Source organism: Vibrio sp. T11.5 (assembly GCF_027587155.1).
Classification (GTDB): Bacteria; Pseudomonadota; Gammaproteobacteria; order Enterobacterales; family Vibrionaceae; genus Vibrio; species Vibrio neptunius.
Genome location: NZ_JAPPTP010000001.1, coordinates 281,654 through 299,364, shown reverse-complemented (window position 1 = coordinate 299,364; position 17,711 = coordinate 281,654). Strand labels below are relative to the sequence as shown.

20 protein-coding genes and 1 riboswitch are annotated in these 17,711 nt (G+C 44.4%); of the genes, 16 read left to right on the top strand and 4 right to left on the bottom strand.

The features are described 5' to 3' along the window. Positions 1 to 36 precede the first annotated feature (36 nt). The 11 genes from OH455_RS01410 to OH455_RS01360 all read left to right on the top strand — a co-directional run bounded on the left by OH455_RS01410 (position 37) and on the right by OH455_RS01360 (position 7,783). Positions 37 to 426, top strand: coding sequence for a ribosome recycling factor family protein (locus OH455_RS01410; RefSeq protein ID WP_269980065.1), 390 nt, complete (start codon positions 37 to 39; stop codon positions 424 to 426). Positions 427 to 734: 308 nt separating this feature from the next. Further along, entirely contained in the window at positions 735 to 1,253 is a 519-nt protein-coding gene (locus OH455_RS01405) for a hypothetical protein (RefSeq protein WP_269980064.1), read from the top strand. Positions 1,254 to 1,426: 173 nt separating this feature from the next. Beyond that, positions 1,427 to 2,356, top strand: coding sequence for a hypothetical protein (locus tag OH455_RS01400; RefSeq protein WP_269980063.1), 930 nt, complete (start codon positions 1,427 to 1,429; stop codon positions 2,354 to 2,356). A gap of 223 nt (positions 2,357 to 2,579) precedes the next feature. Then, positions 2,580 to 3,119: a GNAT family N-acetyltransferase gene (locus tag OH455_RS01395; RefSeq protein WP_269980062.1), complete on the top strand. Its 540-nt coding sequence runs from the start codon at positions 2,580 to 2,582 to the stop codon at positions 3,117 to 3,119. A 34-nt stretch (positions 3,120 to 3,153) separates the two neighbouring features. Continuing rightward, a complete protein-coding gene (locus OH455_RS01390) occupies positions 3,154 to 3,420 on the top strand; it encodes a hypothetical protein (protein WP_269980061.1) in 267 nt (88 codons plus the stop codon). Positions 3,421 to 3,833: 413 nt separating this feature from the next. Then, positions 3,834 to 5,036 (top strand): maltoporin LamB, encoded by a 1,203-nt coding sequence (gene lamB / locus OH455_RS01385; RefSeq protein WP_269980060.1) that lies wholly within the window; start codon positions 3,834 to 3,836, stop codon positions 5,034 to 5,036. A gap of 178 nt (positions 5,037 to 5,214) precedes the next feature. Next, the gene (locus OH455_RS01380) at positions 5,215 to 5,754 is read left to right on the top strand and encodes an AAA family ATPase (RefSeq protein ID WP_269980059.1); all 540 of its coding nucleotides are present in this window, start codon (positions 5,215 to 5,217) and stop codon (positions 5,752 to 5,754) included. A 31-nt stretch (positions 5,755 to 5,785) separates the two neighbouring features. Beyond that, the gene (locus tag OH455_RS01375) at positions 5,786 to 6,160 is read left to right on the top strand and encodes an MmcQ/YjbR family DNA-binding protein (RefSeq protein ID WP_269980058.1); all 375 of its coding nucleotides are present in this window, start codon (positions 5,786 to 5,788) and stop codon (positions 6,158 to 6,160) included. Between the two features lie 105 nt (positions 6,161 to 6,265). After that, complete coding sequence (locus tag OH455_RS01370; RefSeq protein WP_045974207.1) at positions 6,266 to 6,697, top strand: GNAT family N-acetyltransferase; 432 nt, start codon at positions 6,266 to 6,268, stop codon at positions 6,695 to 6,697. A gap of 149 nt (positions 6,698 to 6,846) precedes the next feature. Further along, positions 6,847 to 7,353 carry a peptide deformylase gene (gene def / locus OH455_RS01365; RefSeq protein ID WP_269980057.1) on the top strand — a complete coding sequence of 169 codons (507 nt, stop codon included), beginning with the start codon at positions 6,847 to 6,849 and terminating at the stop codon, positions 7,351 to 7,353. A 34-nt stretch (positions 7,354 to 7,387) separates the two neighbouring features. Continuing rightward, a complete protein-coding gene (locus OH455_RS01360) occupies positions 7,388 to 7,783 on the top strand; it encodes an NUDIX domain-containing protein (protein WP_045974205.1) in 396 nt (131 codons plus the stop codon). Between the two features lie 155 nt (positions 7,784 to 7,938). Here the strand turns inward: OH455_RS01360 and OH455_RS01355 are convergent, their stop codons facing one another. Together OH455_RS01355 and OH455_RS01350 are read right to left on the bottom strand one after the other, a co-directional pair. After that, entirely contained in the window at positions 7,939 to 9,489 is a 1,551-nt protein-coding gene (locus OH455_RS01355) for a DHA2 family efflux MFS transporter permease subunit (RefSeq protein WP_269980056.1), read from the bottom strand. Positions 9,490 to 9,492: 3 nt separating this feature from the next. After that, entirely contained in the window at positions 9,493 to 10,548 is a 1,056-nt protein-coding gene (locus tag OH455_RS01350) for an HlyD family secretion protein (protein ID WP_269980055.1), read from the bottom strand. 132 nt (positions 10,549 to 10,680) lie between these two features. Between OH455_RS01350 and OH455_RS01345 the strand changes: the two genes are divergently transcribed. From OH455_RS01345 to OH455_RS01335, 3 genes are all read left to right on the top strand, one after another. Next, on the top strand, positions 10,681 to 11,589 hold the full coding sequence (locus tag OH455_RS01345) for a LysR family transcriptional regulator (protein WP_269980054.1): 909 nt from the start codon (positions 10,681 to 10,683) through the stop codon (positions 11,587 to 11,589). Positions 11,590 to 11,665: 76 nt separating this feature from the next. Continuing rightward, positions 11,666 to 12,424 (top strand): substrate-binding periplasmic protein, encoded by a 759-nt coding sequence (locus OH455_RS01340; protein WP_269980053.1) that lies wholly within the window; start codon positions 11,666 to 11,668, stop codon positions 12,422 to 12,424. A gap of 135 nt (positions 12,425 to 12,559) precedes the next feature. Continuing rightward, positions 12,560 to 13,273 carry a substrate-binding periplasmic protein gene (locus OH455_RS01335; RefSeq protein WP_045974199.1) on the top strand — a complete coding sequence of 238 codons (714 nt, stop codon included), beginning with the start codon at positions 12,560 to 12,562 and terminating at the stop codon, positions 13,271 to 13,273. A gap of 37 nt (positions 13,274 to 13,310) precedes the next feature. On the opposite strand, the gene OH455_RS01330 is transcribed toward OH455_RS01335, so the two are convergent. Next, entirely contained in the window at positions 13,311 to 14,024 is a 714-nt protein-coding gene (locus OH455_RS01330; RefSeq protein WP_269980052.1) for a riboflavin synthase subunit alpha, read from the bottom strand. 18 nt (positions 14,025 to 14,042) lie between these two features. After that, entirely contained in the window at positions 14,043 to 14,702 is a 660-nt protein-coding gene (gene ribB / locus OH455_RS01325; protein ID WP_045974197.1) for a 3,4-dihydroxy-2-butanone-4-phosphate synthase, read from the bottom strand. Between the two features lie 93 nt (positions 14,703 to 14,795). Further along, positions 14,796 to 14,938: riboswitch (FMN riboswitch) on the bottom strand. A 519-nt stretch (positions 14,939 to 15,457) separates the two neighbouring features. Between ribB and OH455_RS01320 the strand changes: the two genes are divergently transcribed. After that, positions 15,458 to 16,372: a LysR substrate-binding domain-containing protein gene (locus OH455_RS01320; RefSeq protein WP_045974195.1), complete on the top strand. Its 915-nt coding sequence runs from the start codon at positions 15,458 to 15,460 to the stop codon at positions 16,370 to 16,372. 229 nt (positions 16,373 to 16,601) lie between these two features. Next, complete coding sequence (locus tag OH455_RS01315) at positions 16,602 to 17,711, top strand: ABC transporter substrate-binding protein (protein WP_269980051.1); 1,110 nt, start codon at positions 16,602 to 16,604, stop codon at positions 17,709 to 17,711.

Here is a 17,711-nt window from a genome sequence, read left to right as displayed (position 1 = left end):
TAGACTATTCTCGTTGTTCGTTAGCTGAGCTCTACAATGTCATCAGAAAACCTTGTTATCTCCCTTCCTTCGCTTATTCATAGGATTGGTAGTGAGGCGACCAAGCAGCTCCGTATTGTTGTAAAACAGCACGGTTGCAATCTAAAGCGCGTTCGCCGTTCGAGAAACTGGCAATTGATTGGCCAATTCGACGCGCTAAAGGGGTTGTTGAATCACTTATCTCAGCAATCTGCGGAATTCGATTTTGTACTTAATAAGTTGAATGCCCATATTAATCAGAGTGTGGTATCGCGAGAGTACACGATCGAACGTCTTATAGAGATATTGCTTGCTGATCCGACAATAACACTGACTGATTTAATGGAGCGCACTGGCTGCTCACTTATAGAAGCTCGCTTCGCCAGATTTGAGTCGGAAACCCTATAATTTAGCTTGGATCATCCAAGGAGCTGCTCTTTCCTGGCTACGTGTTGACCAAAAATACAAACATAGCCTTAGGGCTAATGAGTTTTGGGTTATTCAGTTGGAGATTTTTATCCGTGAAACACCATTTAGGCTGCATTAGTTCGCTCATTTTATTGAGGGGCTTATCTTCTTTTAAAACCATAAAGTCACCCCTCGCAGAATGCTTCGAATTTCACTAAATTAAGAATAACCTTTGGAGGAAAAAGGAATCGTTTTGTATAATTCCTTTTATTTTTCAGCTACTCAGCACCTATTTTAAGCAAACTATCATGCCCTTTTTTATACTTGTTGCGCTACTTTCTGTTCTATTAATCCTCTTATCCTTTTACTTCTATTTTGAAGCCAAACGTAAAAAGGAAGCTCAAGACGCGAAAAAAGCATTGACTGTGCGTGTCGAAAAAATGAAGAGGCGATTCAAATCAGAAACTCAACAGTGGATGCTTTATGGTGCATTATCGAAACAGGATGAAAGTACTATAATTCGACTGCCTAACTATTTTTTTGTTTTTCAACCGATAACACCCGCAAACGTCGATCATTACGAACAATCATTGGAAAGCGTTTTGTTAACGGTTAATGAAAAGGTGTTGCTTGTTCCCAATAACAGTGATGATGCCAAAGCACCTAGCGAGCCTTTGTATCAGTTTATCCAGTCTTTACCATCTGCTGCTCAAGGCTACAATGCGAGCTTTTATCGTAATGATCTGCCTGTACTTATTCAAAAACTAAGAGATGCTGACATTGAGCAAGTTGATGAGCTAGATCGAGAGGACACAGAGGTTGCTTAATATCGTGTGATGGTTTGCCTAAACAAACCCGTCACATTTTATGATGTAACAGCCTATAGCTATTTGTAAATCAATTGATTTTCTTTATTGAGTGTTTACATACCTTGCTTGTATTAAATAGCATTCGTGAATCATATTGATCTTTTTGATAACAAATAACTATAGGTTCTTCAATGAAAACAACACTTCTGTTGGCTATACCCTTTGTTTCATTCGCTGCAGTTGCGAATACCAATCCCCATTTGCAAACGTACAATACCCAAGTAAGTCAGACGATATATAAAGGCGCGCGTTTGAATATTCCTGTCAACCTCTCATTGCCAGCTGACAGACGTCATTTGGCAACGTTAGGCTATGATAACAACCAGCCTTCTTCAATGGATTGTAAGATTAGTATTTACGATAGCGCGAGTACTTTGCTGCACTATCTAGACTGTAGAGCCGGTATTGGTGAGCATACATTTGCGACGCCCATCGCTTACTGGAAAGACGACTATCGAGCTGTGATTTCTTTGTACAATGCGGACTTTTCTCAACCAAGTCAGCGATTTGAGGGAAATTTTCGCTTTAACTTTGGTGAAAGTTCGCGCATCGACAACGATTACCTACCCACGTGGTGGAAAAAAACGTATCAGTCAGTCGGGCTCGATGCTAATACAGATTATGACGGAGACAACTTCAGTTTAATTCAGGAGTATTTCGGTAACAGCAAACCGAACGATGCGAACAGTTTTCCAGACCATGACCCTGTGATTGATTTTGACGAAACACACTCGGCAGGAACATCCATGTATGTTCGTTTTGGTCAGCCTGTAACGGAATGGATCGAACTTACTCCGACCTATAATAAGAAAGTGAAGTCTTTAGAGCTGGTGGTTGAAACCAATGATAATGCCCGAAATCAATCTGTCGTTGCATTCATTCATGATGAGAATGGCAACCGCGTTTATTCGAGCTATCTGAAATTCCCCGGTCGACAATCTGTAGCTTTGGAACAGCCGGTTGATGTAGAAAAACTGAAGATACAACTGGTTGCAAGACACTACTCATCAAACATTTATGCTCACTATAAAGTGAAGTTGAATGCAACATTTACCGAGTAAGCTTTAAACTTCTCAAAAGAGCGCCAATAGGCGCTCTTTTTGGTTGTTAGCCCTGAACTGATTGTTCGCAATATGAGGTTTTTAGTGTTGTTAATATCGGGTAATGAGTCATCGAAAAACTAAGTTGCGCTTTTTGCTCTGAATGAAAAATAAGGATAAAGTGCTGCTTAGTTATCAGACCCGCAGTCCTAAAAGTAGACCAATAACACAATGAGGAAGTTTTGTGTCAGATACCGTGATCAGTATTAGGCCCGCTAGACCGGATGAGCTGGAAACCATTCATGCTCTTGTGGCATCTAACGATGAATGGACAAAGTTCAATGGACCCTATTTCCCATATTCGCATCCTTCACTCGAACAGTTTGAAAGTGAGGCTTTTCGACGAATGATAGAAGGTGAAGATCTTCAATTGGTGACGGTAAATGAAACTCCTGTTGGCACCGTGAGTTGTTATTGGGAATGTGAAGAAACACGCTGGCTCGAAGCTGGAATTGTCATTTACGACTCTGCTTTTTGGGGAAAAGGAATAGCAGCGGCTGCTATTCCTCTTTGGATTACTTATTTATTTAGAAATAAACAAATAGAGCGAGTTGGGATGACAACGTGGTCCGGAAACCCCCGCATGATGTCACTTGCACTTAAGCTCGGTTTTCAGCAAGAAGCTCGATTGCGAAAAGTAAGATACTTCAATGGCGAGTATTATGACTCGGTCAAATACGGGGTATTGCGTTCAGAGTGGCAAAACCTCCACTCAATAAGTTAACCAACTACTATCTACATGTTTAATGGTGGCTTTTATGGAAACGCAAAGGATTAAATTAACCCCACCTTCTTTAGAATATTCACAATCCATGCTTACTGTGATTGAAGATAGTAAAGAAGAGCTTGCTGCTTTTCTCCCTTGGGTGACGGATGTATTAACACTGGCCGATATTGAGGAAAACACTAAAACTGCATTAATGAATTTTGAGCAATTTCTCGATGAGTTTTGGTATGAACTCGGTGGGGCGAAACCGACTTGCCGGAGTGTTCTGGAGCATGCTGCTTTAATTAACTATGTCTAGGCTATGTGTCGAAATTTAATGATAAGCCCGAGTTTGAAGAGTTTGGTTGGCTCAAGAGAGAGAAGCTCAAATAATTGATTCATAAAGAAAAGTGGTCACAGTAAGTGGCCGCCTTATTTTGATTTTGTATAATTAATCAATGCCTTAAATGGCTTAGCACCCCAAATTTTTCCATCTCCCCCCGATTTTTCCTTGAACAAATTATGAGCGCTTTACTCGGTTGTCAAACCGATAACTAGCTCACTTATTAATAATCCTAATAGTTATGGCGATCACAATAATCGTGACGACTACTTTCCTTGACTTAATTATCAATTCAGTATGGGATCGATCCCATGGGATTGTTCCCATTAATCATAAAATAGACAAACTTGAGTGAATCAATTGAGCTTTAACGCTACAAGGAAAGGATTATGAAACGATTACCTATTGCCAGCGCACTTTCCGTTGCCATCCTGTCAACCAGCACATTAGCCGCTACTTCTCCCGTCGAATTTTACGGCTACATGCGTGGTGGTGTCGGGCTGAGTAATGAGGGCGGTTCTAACAGTAAGTGGGAAGTAAACAAGGTCGGTCGCCTTGGAAACGAAGATGATCTATATGGTGAGTTTGGCCTGAAAAAAGAAGTGTATGCAGAGGACGATGTATCATTCGTTGTTGACTCGATGCTTAAATATTGGGAAGGGCAAGACCAAAACTCCAAAGATCGCAGTGTTGAAGTAGCACAGCTGAACGTTCAGGCAACAGGTTTATTTGAAGACAAAGACATCACTATCTGGGCGGGTGAGCGTTACTACCAACGTCACGATGTTCATATCGTAGATAACTACTACTGGGACGTTAGCGGTATCGGTGGTGGTGTTGAGCACATCAATATGGGTCCAGGTAAGCTGTCCGTTGCACTTCTGCAAGATACTGTGGCTGGCGATTTAGATGATGGTCAGGAAACGACGGCGGTTATTGCCGATGTACGATACGCAGGTATCCCAATGTGGGAAAACGCAGATCTGGAAGTAGGCTTGGATTATCATGCGGGTAATGAACGTAGTGGTCAGTCACTAGATGCCGACAACAGCCTGATGTTCACGGCAAGCCTTCAGCAATCACTGGACAATGGTTTCAACAAGACAATCTTGCAATTAGCGAATTCTGGTTACGCGGAGCAAATGACGACATTTGGTCATGGTAATGGTCTGGTTCGTGATGCCGCAAACAATGATGCGAAAGGCTATCGTCTGATCAACTGGGGTGTGGTTTCTGTTGGAGACAAAATTGAATTTGGTCACTCGATTCGTTATGCCGCAGCCACTGATGTGGACGGTACCGCGACGGATGACTCCACACTCAGCGTTGTAGTTCGCCCGCTATACAAATGGACAGAGAGAATGCGTACCATTTTGGAAATTGGTGGTTTCTCAGAAAAGATCAATAACGTAGACAGTGCAGGTAGCAAGTTTACGGTTGCACAGGCTTGGGTTCCTAAAGCGGGTTTTTGGTCACGACCTGAGATTCGTGTATTTGCTACTTATCTGAATGATGCAGAAAACGATAATGCTTTTGGCACTGGTAAAGACACAGAAATCAGTGTTGGTATGCAGGTAGAAGCTTGGTGGTAAGCGCTTCGTAATCGACTGACTTTTCTTACTAGGCGGGATAGAATTATCCCGCCTAAACACTTCAAAGTAATCCTTCTCAGATTTCATTTCTTTCTTGATATCATATCATTGCTGTACCATTAGCTTTTCGCTAACTCGCAATAATATAAGGCTTATCCTTTCAGCTAATAGGAATTCAATGGAACGTTTTATTGTATTTACAGGTGGGCCCGGTTCAGGGAAAACATCAGTGATTGAACACCTGCAAAGTCTGGGTTACAAGACCGCCGATGAAGTTGGCCGACGAGTGATTCAACATCAGGTCGAGAGTGGTGGCCATGCCCTTCCATGGTTGGACAAAACCGCTTTCCGTAACGCCATGGTTTCAGCAGAAATAGACAAATATCGTCGAATTGGTATTGGGGAAGAGTACGTATTTTTTGATCGAAGCATTGTTGATAGTTACGGTTACAGCTTACTAGAAGGCTTGACCCTCACTGAGAATCTCACACAGCATTGCTATCAACTCAGGCATAACCTACAGGTGTTTGTGTTCCCACCTTGGAAAGAAATATTTGCCAACGATGCGGAAAGAAAGCAAGGCTTTGCCGAAGCCGTGGCCACTTATGAAAAAATGCGCGAAGCGTATAAATTATTTGGCTACACCTTAACGGAAGTCCCGACTGGTAGTGTAGAGCTACGATCACAATTTATTCTCGATACGCTAAGCTCTCGTTAACCTTAATTTATAAATAACTGAAGAGATAAGCATGACTTACGAGCAGTTTAATCAGTTTTGTTCAGAGCTTCCCGCGACTACTCATATTGTGCAATGGGGGGATTCTCATGTTTGGAAAGTAGGAGGCAAGGTATTTGCTATCGGCGGTTGGGGTAAATCAGATAACCCCGCTTTTAGTTTTAAAACCTCCCCGCTAAATTTTGATTTTCTCAGCGATCATGATGGGTATATTCCTGCGCCTTACTTTGCGAATCGCGGTATGAAATGGATTCAGCAAGTGGAAACGTCGGGTGAACTCGATGAAGAACTAGAGTACTACTTGCGCGAGTCTTATCGGCTGGTGGCGTCAGGTTTGAGTAAACGTAAGCAAAGTGAACTTGGGTTGAATCTGGAGGCGAATCGTTAGCATCCTGTCATTTCCTTTTTCCAATCTATACTTTCTTTCTCGCGGTTGTTAGGATTCGCATTCGCGGCTGCACATCGATACAACTTACCAATGAGGTGGCTCAATATGAATGTAGAAAATGTGCTGCCTGAACATTTTGCAGAGATGCTGGATGTTTGGGAAAACTCAGTCCGAGCGACTCATGACTTCATAACAGAAGAAGATATTGAGTTTTTTAAACCTATTATCATTGAACAAGCTTTTCCAGCGGTCACACTGAAGTGTATAAAAAATGAAACCGGCAACATTCTTGGCTTTGTCGGTGTTCATGAAGCAAAAGTAGAAATGCTGTTTGTGTTAGACGCCGCGAGAGGCAAGGGAGTGGGGAAAGCATTATTGCAATATGCCATTAAGCATCTTGGTGTAAACAAAGTAGATGTGAATGAGCAAAACCCAATGGCGGTCGACTTTTATAAACACATGGGGTTCCATGTCGAGTCGCGCTCACCTGTTGATGATCTGGGGAAACCATTTCCACTTTTGCATATGACGCTCTAAGTTCCGGTTTGTCGTCACTCAACCTGTCAGAAGAAGCGCTCAAAGCTAATAACTTTGAGCGTTTCCGTATATATATTAATTATTTACAGTGATTTATATCGCCTTCATGGTAGATTATCTACGCAATAAATTTTGACATAAGGAAACCAATGGCTGTTTTAAAGATTCTGACCGCACCTGATCCAAGGCTTAAGATCAAAGCTGAAAAGGTATCGGACATACAATCTGTACAATCCCTAATCGATGACATGCTGGAAACCTTGTATGCCACAAGCAATGGAATTGGTTTGGCGGCAACCCAAGTCGGCCGCCGTGAGTCTATCGTCATCATCGACCTGTCAGAGAGCCGCGATCAGCCTCTGATACTAGTCAACCCAGAAGTGGTTGAGGGTAAGGGTTTAGCTATGGGGCAAGAAGGGTGTTTATCCGTCCCGGACTACTACGCTGATGTTGAGCGCTACACATCCGTTGTCGTTGAAGCTTTAGATAGACACGGAGAACCTGTAAGGATTGAAAGTGATGATTTTCTTGCGATCGTCATGCAACATGAAATTGATCACTTGGCAGGTAATCTGTTTATTGACTACCTTTCCCCATTGAAGCAGCGTATGGCATTAAAAAAAGTGAAAAAACACATCAAGGCAATGGCAAACTAAACATGAAAAATGATAAAGACAGGGAGTAGACTTAATGCAGCCTTTTGAATGTGTGTCTTTTCTTTTGGTGGATAACAACCAAATATTGGTTGAAAAGAGGTCGATACATAAAGCGAGTGACCCCGGCTTAACCTGTATTCCCGGTGGACATATAGAGGATGGCGAAACTCAGCCACAAGCCCTGTGCCGTGAGCTAAAAGAAGAATTAGATATTACCGCAAATCAGTACCATTACTTGTGTTCTCTTTACCATCCCACTTCCGAGCTACAGCTACTGCATTATTACGTAGTTAGTGAGTGGCAAGGTGAGATTAAAGCATTGGAAGCGGAGAGCATAAGTTGGGAAAAGCTTGAATCAGATTCAGTTTCGATTGAGGCAGATAAGCGAGCGATAGAAGAATTCAAGCGAGTGAATCACCATCTTTGTTAGCTGTAGGGGCTGGCACAAAACTGATCAGAGGTTTTTCTTTCGAGTCCTTATTCGTATTGGTTATGACAACGATTCTAAGTTCAGGCTTCGTGGTGGAAAATGGACGCGAAGTGACTTGGTAACGTCGCGCCCAGATTTGTACCTTCGCGATGAATTTAGTTCTTCATATTAAGAATGAGTACCGCTGCTAACGCTAGGAAGGCGGTCATCATCAGGAAGACATCGTTGTAGGCCATGATCGCGGCGTCGCGTTGCATGGTACTGAGTAAACTGGCTTGCGCTTGCATCATGGCTGTTGCGGCGTCACTTCCAGATTGCATAAAGAAGGCTTGCTGCTGATGCAGCGTGTCCCAACCTAATGTACTCACCGACGGCAGAGATTCTTTAATATGTGCGAGGTGTTCGCGGGTTTTGTTGTCGAGCAAGGTTGCAATAATGGCAATGCTAAAAGCCCCGCCAAGGTTTCGCATAACATTGGTCAGTGTCGAGGCATCTGGAGTGTCTAGCTTGCTGATGTTTTTCATCGCGACTAGAGATAAAGGTACCATAATGAATGGGCTGCCAATTGCACGTAGGATCATCGACAGAATAAGCTGATGACCACCAAAATCTATCGTCATGTGAGTATTGACGTAGCAACTTAAGCCAAACATAGCAAAGCCAAAGGTGACCAAGTACTTAGGTTTGATGATTTGAGTCAGCTTAGGAACCAGCGGAAAGATCAAGAGCTGAGGAAAGCCCATCCACATCAAGACTTCACCAATCTCCATCGCGTTGTATTGTTGGATCTGAGTTAAGTACAGAGGTAGCACATAGATTGAACCTAGCAAGGCCATGCCCAAAATCAGATAAGCGATGCACGACATGGCAAACTGCCCGTCACGTAGCAATCTTAGGTTTACTAACGGCTTCTTATGCTGTAACTCATTGATAACGAAGTACACTAAGCTCACGGCAGAGATAATGCTTAGCGTAATGATAAAGCTAGAGCTGAACCACTCTTCACGGTTTCCTTCTTCTAACACAACTTCGAGACAGCCCAAACCCAGCGCCATGGTCGCAATGCCGAACCAATCAGCTTTTTTGAGGGTATTTAGATTTAGCTTCTCGTCATCCAAGCCATAGCGAATCATTGTAATCACCAGAAGCGCTGGTGGAATATTGATATAAAAGATGTAATGCCAGGAAAGGTTTTCCGTCAGCCAGCCACCAAATGTTGGGCCGATGGACGGAGCAAACGTCGCGGTAACACCGAACAACGCCATACCAACGGCTCGCTTGTTAATCGGCAGTAGCTGAATAACCAGAGAGAAGGCGAGAGGAATTAATGCGCCACCACTAAAACCTTGCATTGCACGAAAGACGATCATTGAGGTCATGTTCCATGAGAAGGAACAAAGCAGTGATGAAAGTGTGAAAATTGCCGTTGTCCAAGTTAGGTAACGACGCTTGCCTAGTGCTTTAGATAACCAGCCACTGAGTGGAATAGCAATCATCTCCGCGACCAAATAGGACGTGGAAATCCATGAACTCTCATCCAGAGTCGCCGACAATGCACCTTGTATGTCTTTCAGTGACGAGTTGGTGATCTGAATGTCGAGAATAGCCATGAAGGCGCCAATCAAGCCACCAAATAAAGCGATCCAGTGGCGTGTCGATACTTGATTCTCTTGAACGGCAGGCGCGTTTAAGGTTGCTTCCGACATGGATTAACCTCTGGTATCTATAGTTGCCACAACCGATAACCCCGGTAGTAGTCGGCCTTTCAATGCTTGTTGATCAGGGATGGTGATCTTAACGGGCACGCGCTGAACAATCTTGGTGAAGTTACCTGTCGCATTCTCCGGAGGCAATAGCGCAAATTTGGCGCCAGTGGCAGGTGAAAAACTGTCTACGACACCTTCTAATGGTTGACCCGGAAAGGCATCCAACTCTATCTCAACTTTTTGTCCCTGATGAATACCGCTTAATTGAGTCTCTTTGAAGTTCGCTTCTATCCACACGTCACTGGTCGGTACTAAGCTCATTAATGGTGTGCCAGCCTGAACCAAAAGACCTTCGCGCACACTGCGCTTGCCCACGATACCATCTACTGGCGCATAGATTTTAGTGTAGTCAAGGTTGAGCTGAGCTTGCTCTACAGCTGTTTGAGACTCAACGATGGACGCTTGAGCCTGTTTAATATCACTATCGATGACCGCAAGTTGATCGTGAGCGGCAACCAAGCTTGCTTTTGCTTCATCGAACTCCGCCTGAGTAACTTTTTGTTGAGCCAGCATGCTGTCGACTTCATCTTGCGAAGCGTAATTGCGTTTAAGAAGGCTGCGTGAACGTTGTACTTGCTGAACAGCGCGATCATATTCCGCTTTTGCTGAATCGACGCGGCTTTCTGCTTGATGGATTTGGCTTTGCTGCAAGGTCTGCTGCGCCTTCAAATTCTCTACGCTGGATTGGGTGACGGTAAGGTGCGCTTGCGCTTGTTCGAGCGCAGTTCGGTAGTCACGGTCGTCAATTTGAACTAACAGGTCGCCTTTTTTGACTTTTTGGTTGTCACTGACAAAGGAGTGTTCAATGTAGCCAGCCACTTTAGGGCTGATGGTGGTGATCTCTCCCTGAAGGTAGGCATTGTCAGTCGATTCGAAGTACTGACCGTATCCAAACCAGTACCCACCGCCCAGCAATCCCAGTGACAGCATAATAGCTGTTGCGACAAGAGGCGCTTTTCTGGATTTTACTGGCTTAGTCTCGGTGTGTGTATTCGTCATTATTTTTCTCGTATTCAGTTTTCGTCTTCAGCAGATGTTACAAAGTGTAAATGATTTGGATTGATTGATAAGATAGGAAAAAAAAGAAACACTGTTGCAAAAATTTAACTAATTAAGGCGTAAGGTGATGAGATGGATTTGAATGCGATTACTGTTTTTGCACAAGTTGTTGATTGTGGGAGTTTTACTCATGCAGCGGATGCGCTGAATATGACCAAATCAACAGTGAGCCGAAAGTTAGTTGAGCTAGAAAAGCATCTAGGTGTGCGCTTGATCACGCGTTCGACGAGAAGTTTAGTGTTAACACCGGAAGGTGAGCGGTTTTATCAATCCAGCCTGCAAATGCTAGAGATCATAAATCAGGCTGAGCTTGAAGTTTCTGCCAATCAGGATTTGATTCGTGGGCCTTTAAATGTGGTGTTGCCAGTAGAGCTCGGGCATCAAATCATGGGTTCATACATCAATGCTTTTCTCAAGGAATACCCTAGCGTCACCATAAACCTCGAACTGTCTAATCGAGAAGTCGACATCATCGCTGAAGGCATTGATTTGTACGCGCAAATTGGTGAATTAGAAGACTCTGCTTTGGTTTCTCGCCCACTGACGAGATCTCAACGCGTACTAGTTGCTAGTCCAGAATACCTGAAAGAGTATGGCGGTATAGAGTCTCATCGTGACTTAATTCCACCGCATCAAATGGTTGAGGTGTTTAACCGTGCGGTGAGGTTGCCTAAATGGCATTTGATCCCGGAAGACGGGGATTCATTACAAATTGACCTGCCACACCGATTACGAGTTAACACCATTACTGCCTGCCTTAAGGCCTGTTTGGACGGGCTTGGCATCGCAGTACTACCCGAGTTCATTTGTCGAGAGCACTTTGCCAGCGGGCGGCTTATTCAACTGCTTCCTGAGTATCAAATGCCAGAAGTGCTAGTGAGCTTGGTTTACGCAGAGCGGCAATTGATGCCGAAACGTAAAAAGGTCTTTATCGACTTTTTATTAGAGGCGTTCAGCAAAGATCTTGCGGCACGCGGGTGAGCCAAATTTACAAGCCTCTGTGATATCTGCTGGACTAGACTCTATTTAGAAGGATTGATAAAGGTGAGGCCTGTGAATGAAATTGAAGTCTTGGCTTGTTACTCTCGCATTACTGTTGGTGACTTCAGTTTCCTATGCCAGTGATAGTAAACGAATCAAAATAGTGAGTCAGGAATGGCTTGGATACACTAATAGCGACGGTACAGGCCTTTACTGGGAGATTGTTAAGGCCGTTTTTCAACCTTTGAATGTGCCCCTCACTCTAGAAGTATTGCCATGGAAACGAGCCAAGCATCTTGTCCGAAAACAGGAAGCCAACGCTTATCTGGGCGATTACTTTTATCCAAACGCGGAGGCGTTTCTATATCCCAAATGGCCTCTTAGTGTTGAAGAGGATGTGATTATTATATTTGCACAAGGTGCGCTTGATTGGGAAGAACGGCAGCTTTCATCGTTGGCAAATAAGAAAGTTGCTTGGGTTCGGGATTATGGTTTCGAGAAGGGGTTCCTTAAAGGCATTCAGCTTGAACTGGTTGAGGTCGATAGCGCAGAACAAGGAATGAAACTTCTAAAAAAGGGTAGAGTGAGTGCTTTAATCGATTATCCATCGAGTACGGCTGGTTCAGAAATATTGGCGACAGGCGCATTCGTTACTGAAGTGGCCAAGAGAGGGGAGAAGCTTTATGTCGTATTTTCGAACAATGAATCATCAAATCAGCTCATCGAAATATTTGATACCCATATGTCACAACTTATCCAGTCCGGCGAATTACAGCAGATTTATCTTACTCATGGTCAAGATTACGATGCCTATATAGCCTCTGTTATGGAATGAATTTCCATGGTTATTTGTCGTCCCGTGCAATGTGAGTCGACCTTTTGTTTTTCAACGAGCTGCGTTGTACATGGCACTTTTGAGTTGGGCAAATTAACCGTTGTAATACTACCCTAAATTACTAGGAGGGTGTGCATGAGAATTTTGTGGTTGCTATGTGTATTAAACATTTCGCCGGTCTACGCGAGCTTGATGTTGTCGATCACAACAGAAGAGTATGCACCGCTTAGCTACACGGAAAGCGGTATACTCAAAGGCATAGCGACTGAACAAGTCGAGGAAATCCTCCATCGCTCTGGGTTGAAATACGAGATGCAGGTTTACCCTTGGGCGAGAGCTCTTCATCTAGCTCAGACACAAGCGTTCACCTGTGTTTTTACGACCTCAAACACGCCTGAGCGGCGAGACTTGTTTAAGTGGGTAGAACCACTTTCTATCAACATGTCTGTACTCATTAAGCACCAAGACGCTGGTTTCAATATTGATGCGATGGATGAAGCAAAGTCCTATCGCATTGGTGTTCAAAATCAAGATGTCGCAGAAACCTTTTTAAGAGATCAGGGCTTCAAACAATTGGATCGTGCTGATGACGCGACCAAATCTGTCTTAAAGTTATTTGCTGGGCGAGTGGATATGGTCGCTTTGGCTGAATCTCGATATCTCGCCTTCAAACAGGACGGGCTGCCTGTTGAGAAAGTTCTCGATTTATTTCCGATCAAGATGGGGCTTGCTTGTCATCGTTCAGTACCAGATGACATTATTGCAACGATGCAAGCCCATCTAGATGGATTAATTGAAGACGGTACTCAACAGAGGTTGCAACAGAAGTATCAGCCAAGTTTAAGGTAATATCGCGCCTGCGCTGAGCGCTGGCGCGATACAAAGCTTAGGCCTGTCGCAAAGGTTTAGCTGATGTGTGCGTTAGGGCTTCAAGGCTGCTGCCTTGCGCAGCGAGAAACTGCTCAAAATGGGGCAGTAAAGGCCCCAAGGTGTCAGCGACAGATGCCTTGATGGTATCGACAACCACTTGAGTCCCACGATCAATTTCAATGTTGACTCGGTCGCCAACCAACTTGGCACCCAGCGTTGTTTGTCGTCGGGTTTCTGGAATCAGCCAGACTTCAAGCCACTGAGCTTGATGGTCTACAGCCGACACGGTCAAGCTAGCACCGTTGATAGCGATATATCCTTTTGCAAACACATAAGAACTCACGCTTTCAGGGAGCCCAAAACGCAGCCGATAGTTGTTGTCTGTTGCTTCGATCGAGACAATTGGAGCCTGCGCATCGATATGCCCGGACAAAGGGTGACCACCAATCTCGGCACCGTCCTTGGCGGCCCGTTCAACGTTAACGAGCGAACCAACCTGCACGCTTCCGAGAGTTGTGATCTGAATGCTAGGTAAGACAACATCAAAAGATGCTCGGGTGTCACTGATTTGGCGTGTGACCGTTAAGCAGACACCGTCAACAGCTACACTCGCTCCGATGGTTAAGTCCTTACAAAAGTCATCGACAAACTCAAGTTCAAAGGTTCGAATTCCTCCGCGATCATCAATTCGTTTTATTGTCGCAATGGAGGAGACAATTCCTGTAAACATAGATGTTACTCCTTACGATCAACTGGCTAAAGCGTTGGTGTGTTGTAGCCGATAGGCGACGATATCTTCGATCGTTAATACAGGCATCTCATGCTCTCGTGCGAACTCAACGATCTGTGGAGCGCGAGCCATGGTGCCATCGGGATTAGTGACCTCACACAGAACACCTGTTGGAGCCAAACCTGCTAGAGTCATCAGATCGACCGTTCCTTCTGTGTGGCCGCGGCGACTTAAAACGCCACCAGAGCGCGCACGCAAAGGGAATACATGCCCAGGGCGTGCTAAATCTTGCGCCTTTGCATCTGGCGCAATAGCGGTCTGGATAGTGGTAACGCGGTCATGGGCTGAGACGCCTGTGGTGACGCCTTTTTTGGCTTCAATTGACACGGTGAATGCCGTCTTATTCGCACTGTCGTTGCGGCTTACCATAGGTGGTAAATCAAGTTGATTGGCTTTGTCATCGGTTAAGCACAGGCACACGATGCCGCTACATTCTCGAATCATTAGTGCCATTTGCTGAGGTGTGAGATGTTCAGCAGAGTAAATCAAGTCACCCTCATTTTCTCTGTTTTCATCATCAAGTAACAAAACGCCTTGTCCGCGCTTTAGAGCATCAAGCGCCGCGTTGACGCGATCAATAGGAGTGCCAAATTCGGCAAGTAACGATGTCTGATTCATGGTGTTTCCTCATTGTTTACCAGAATCAGGGCTATATGGGATAGAAGACAACGCAAAATGCACCAGCGTTTCATGATGAAACATCTGGTGTGCATTAATTCTCTCTCATCCGGACTATAACCGTCGGCTCTGGCATCTCACCAGATCTGCTGACCTCGACGAATCGAGCGCTCGCGGGCTCATCTTGCTAAAGATATACCGCCGGTGGGGAATTCCGCCCCGCCCTGAGAATAAATATGTGTATATGGTACCCATAGTGATGGGCAGCCCTAGCATAGTGTATTTTTTTGATGCTGGGAATTGAAAACGGAGTAAAAAGTGTTGAGAAACGAGGTTTGCAATGCTGTCGGCCAGTACAATGTGGAGTCAGGGCATCATTTCACATTGATCAATGCAGTGTTAGCTAGAGCCACACAAAACCTAAGCCTATCAGCACACTCGTCAGTATCAGTAAGTTGCGCAGCCAAGGCTTTACAAGGTAAGGCTTTGGAACTGTATCCATCGATGCTTCTTGGTAAGTTCTGCTCATCAAAATGGGTTCGTAGTGATGGAAGTCTTTCATTAAATCCTCTGAAATTTATGATGGTTGTTATGGGTTCAAGAAAAAGTTTCATAAATTAAGCTTATTTTTATGTTGTTTGTTAGGAATGAAATAAGCGTAACCAATGTGTTTTAATCTAGTAATGTCAGGATTATTAAGTAACATAGGATTGACTTCGAACGACGAATAGTAACGGGACGTATAAGGTAGGCTTATGGACAAGAGGCTGCATTTTTTAAGCAATATACGCTACTTTGAAGCGGCTGCACGCTGGGAGAGTTACAGCAGAGCCGCTCAAGAGCTGTGTGTGACACAGGCAGCGGTTAGCCAAAAACTTCGTCAATTGGAAGAGGCATTAGGCTGTAAGTTATTCATTCGCCAAGGGCGAGATATGGTACTTACAGGAGAGGGACAAAGGTTGTATACCAAAGTCTCCAGTGCTTTTGAAACTTTGATTGAAGGGCTCAACGCTACTCAACCCGAACCAATTGAAGGTGTCTTATCCGTTGCGACCAGCCCCTCATTTGCTGCGCGTTGGTTGATGCCAAGATTGTGGAAATTTTCACTTGAGTATCCAGAAACGCTGATCCGCATTAGTTCTGCTATGGCGCCTAAAGTGGCACTGACAAGCGAGATTGATGTCGCCATTGGTGAAGTTAACTTTCATGAGGAGGGTATTGTACGGGAAATGCTGTTCAATGAAGCGGTGTTCCCAGTCTGTTCTCCGTCTTTAGCGCGTGACATGAAACTCACCCACCCAGAGCAGTTGTTGAAGTGCTGGCTTATAAAGGGAATCCGGTCTCATCATTTTTCATGGGAGTCGTGGTTTGCTAAAGCGAATGTAGATATTAGCCAGCGCGCATGTGAATGGATGGAAGTGGACACATTGGATATGGGAATCAACGCAGTGATCGCGGGCCACGGCGTATGTCCAGGGACAGACAGCTTGGCGGGAGACTTTATAGAGCGTGGGCTTTTGGTGAAACCATTTGATATTGAGCTTGATAATGGCATAGAGTATGTCGCTTCTTACCATTCAAATTCCATTCGTAAAGCGCGTATTTCAGTGTTCGTTCAGTGGCTAAAACGTGAAGCACTACAACACGCAAACCTGTTCGAAAACCGTTAATCGACTCCACTTGCCTTTGTATATTAATTACTCAGCAAAGGCATCTTATTTTCCCTCTCATGTTTCCGCTTTACGCATGATAGCAGTGATACAACCAATATCAGGCAACCTGTATCTTTGGAGCTGACTTCCAAACCTATTCATAAATCGTATTATGAAACTTGTTTTGCTTATATTTGTTATGATATAACATTGCGCCTGATAATTATTATTATTACGGTATGACTAAATGAAAAAACAACTCAGTCAATGGCTGGCAGTGGCCTTAGTATCGCTCTGTGGTGCTGTACCAGTTTGGGCTAACATCCAAATTGAAGACGTTCTTGGTCGGAAAATTACACTCGATAAGCCCGCAGAACGATTGTTCCTTGGATTTTATTTCGAAGATTATTTAGCGATAGCAGGGCCTGATGCCTACCAAAAAGTGGCGATCTTTCCACGTCGTTCTTGGCAAGATTACCGTCAGTCGCAATGGCATACTTACCGCAAGATCATCCCACAATTAGAAACCATCATTGATTCTGGATCTATTTATACAGGGACCTTTGACATTGAAAAGCTCTTAGTCACGCGTCCAGATGTGGCGCTTCTGGCGGCGTGGCAATTCAACTCGCTTGGTGAAAAGGTCAGTTTGTTGGAAAAAAGTGGTATTAAGGTTGTGGTTGTCGATTTCAATGCGCAGACACTTGAAAAACATGTCGCCAGTGCTCGAATCATTGGCCAGGTTATGGGAACCCAAGCGCGTGCTGAAGCCATCGCCCAAGACTACGAACAGACTGTGAAAGATGTACAACGTCGAGTTGCTGACTATTTGAGCCATCATTCACCAAGACGTGTTTATGTTGAAATAGGTACAGGTGGTGCCAAAGAATATGGCAAGTCTTACGCCAACGCAATGTGGGGCAACTTGCTCGATTTAGCAGGAGCCAACAACATTGCGACTGGAAAAATTCAAGGCTCGGCACACCTGACACCAGAGTACGTACTCAGCCAAGACCCTGAAGTTATTTTTATTTCCGGTGCACATTGGGCTAAGCATACAGATAGTGCATTACTTGGATTCGATACGCCTCTTGATGCGGCTCAAGCGCGCTATCAACCTTATCTGACGCGTGCAGGTTGGCCACAACTAACCGCAGTCAAAAATGGTCACGTCTATGGTATGTATCACTCAGGGACACGCACTATCTATGATCATGTGTTTCTTGAATTTCTTGCCAAATCTATCTATCCCGAAGCATTTGAAGATGTCGATCCCGTCGCGCATCACAAAGCCTTTTTTGAGCAGTATATGCCACAAGCTTTATCAGGGACTTTTATGATAAAGGTAGACGGTTAA

Excerpts from the sequence above, each read along its gene's own strand:
- OH455_RS01410 (WP_269980065.1), top strand. The coding sequence starts at position 37 with ATGTCATCAGAAAACCTTGTTATCTCCCTTCCTTCGCTTATTCATAGG.
- OH455_RS01405 (WP_269980064.1), top strand. The coding sequence starts at position 735 with ATGCCCTTTTTTATACTTGTTGCGCTACTTTCTGTTCTATTAATCCTC.
- OH455_RS01400 (WP_269980063.1), top strand. The coding sequence starts at position 1,427 with ATGAAAACAACACTTCTGTTGGCTATACCCTTTGTTTCATTCGCTGCA.
- OH455_RS01390 (WP_269980061.1), top strand. The coding sequence starts at position 3,154 with ATGGAAACGCAAAGGATTAAATTAACCCCACCTTCTTTAGAATATTCA.
- lamB (WP_269980060.1), top strand. The coding sequence starts at position 3,834 with ATGAAACGATTACCTATTGCCAGCGCACTTTCCGTTGCCATCCTGTCA.
- OH455_RS01380 (WP_269980059.1), top strand. The coding sequence starts at position 5,215 with ATGGAACGTTTTATTGTATTTACAGGTGGGCCCGGTTCAGGGAAAACA.
- OH455_RS01375 (WP_269980058.1), top strand. The coding sequence starts at position 5,786 with ATGACTTACGAGCAGTTTAATCAGTTTTGTTCAGAGCTTCCCGCGACT.
- OH455_RS01370 (WP_045974207.1), top strand. The coding sequence starts at position 6,266 with ATGAATGTAGAAAATGTGCTGCCTGAACATTTTGCAGAGATGCTGGAT.
- def (WP_269980057.1), top strand. The coding sequence starts at position 6,847 with ATGGCTGTTTTAAAGATTCTGACCGCACCTGATCCAAGGCTTAAGATC.
- OH455_RS01360 (WP_045974205.1), top strand. The coding sequence starts at position 7,388 with ATGCAGCCTTTTGAATGTGTGTCTTTTCTTTTGGTGGATAACAACCAA.
- OH455_RS01355 (WP_269980056.1), bottom strand. The coding sequence starts at position 9,489 with ATGTCGGAAGCAACCTTAAACGCGCCTGCCGTTCAAGAGAATCAAGTA.
- OH455_RS01350 (WP_269980055.1), bottom strand. The coding sequence starts at position 10,548 with ATGACGAATACACACACCGAGACTAAGCCAGTAAAATCCAGAAAAGCG.
- OH455_RS01345 (WP_269980054.1), top strand. The coding sequence starts at position 10,681 with ATGGATTTGAATGCGATTACTGTTTTTGCACAAGTTGTTGATTGTGGG.
- OH455_RS01340 (WP_269980053.1), top strand. The coding sequence starts at position 11,666 with ATGAAATTGAAGTCTTGGCTTGTTACTCTCGCATTACTGTTGGTGACT.
- OH455_RS01335 (WP_045974199.1), top strand. The coding sequence starts at position 12,560 with ATGAGAATTTTGTGGTTGCTATGTGTATTAAACATTTCGCCGGTCTAC.
- OH455_RS01330 (WP_269980052.1), bottom strand. The coding sequence starts at position 14,024 with ATGTTTACAGGAATTGTCTCCTCCATTGCGACAATAAAACGAATTGAT.
- ribB (WP_045974197.1), bottom strand. The coding sequence starts at position 14,702 with ATGAATCAGACATCGTTACTTGCCGAATTTGGCACTCCTATTGATCGC.
- OH455_RS01320 (WP_045974195.1), top strand. The coding sequence starts at position 15,458 with ATGGACAAGAGGCTGCATTTTTTAAGCAATATACGCTACTTTGAAGCG.
- OH455_RS01315 (WP_269980051.1), top strand. The coding sequence starts at position 16,602 with ATGAAAAAACAACTCAGTCAATGGCTGGCAGTGGCCTTAGTATCGCTC.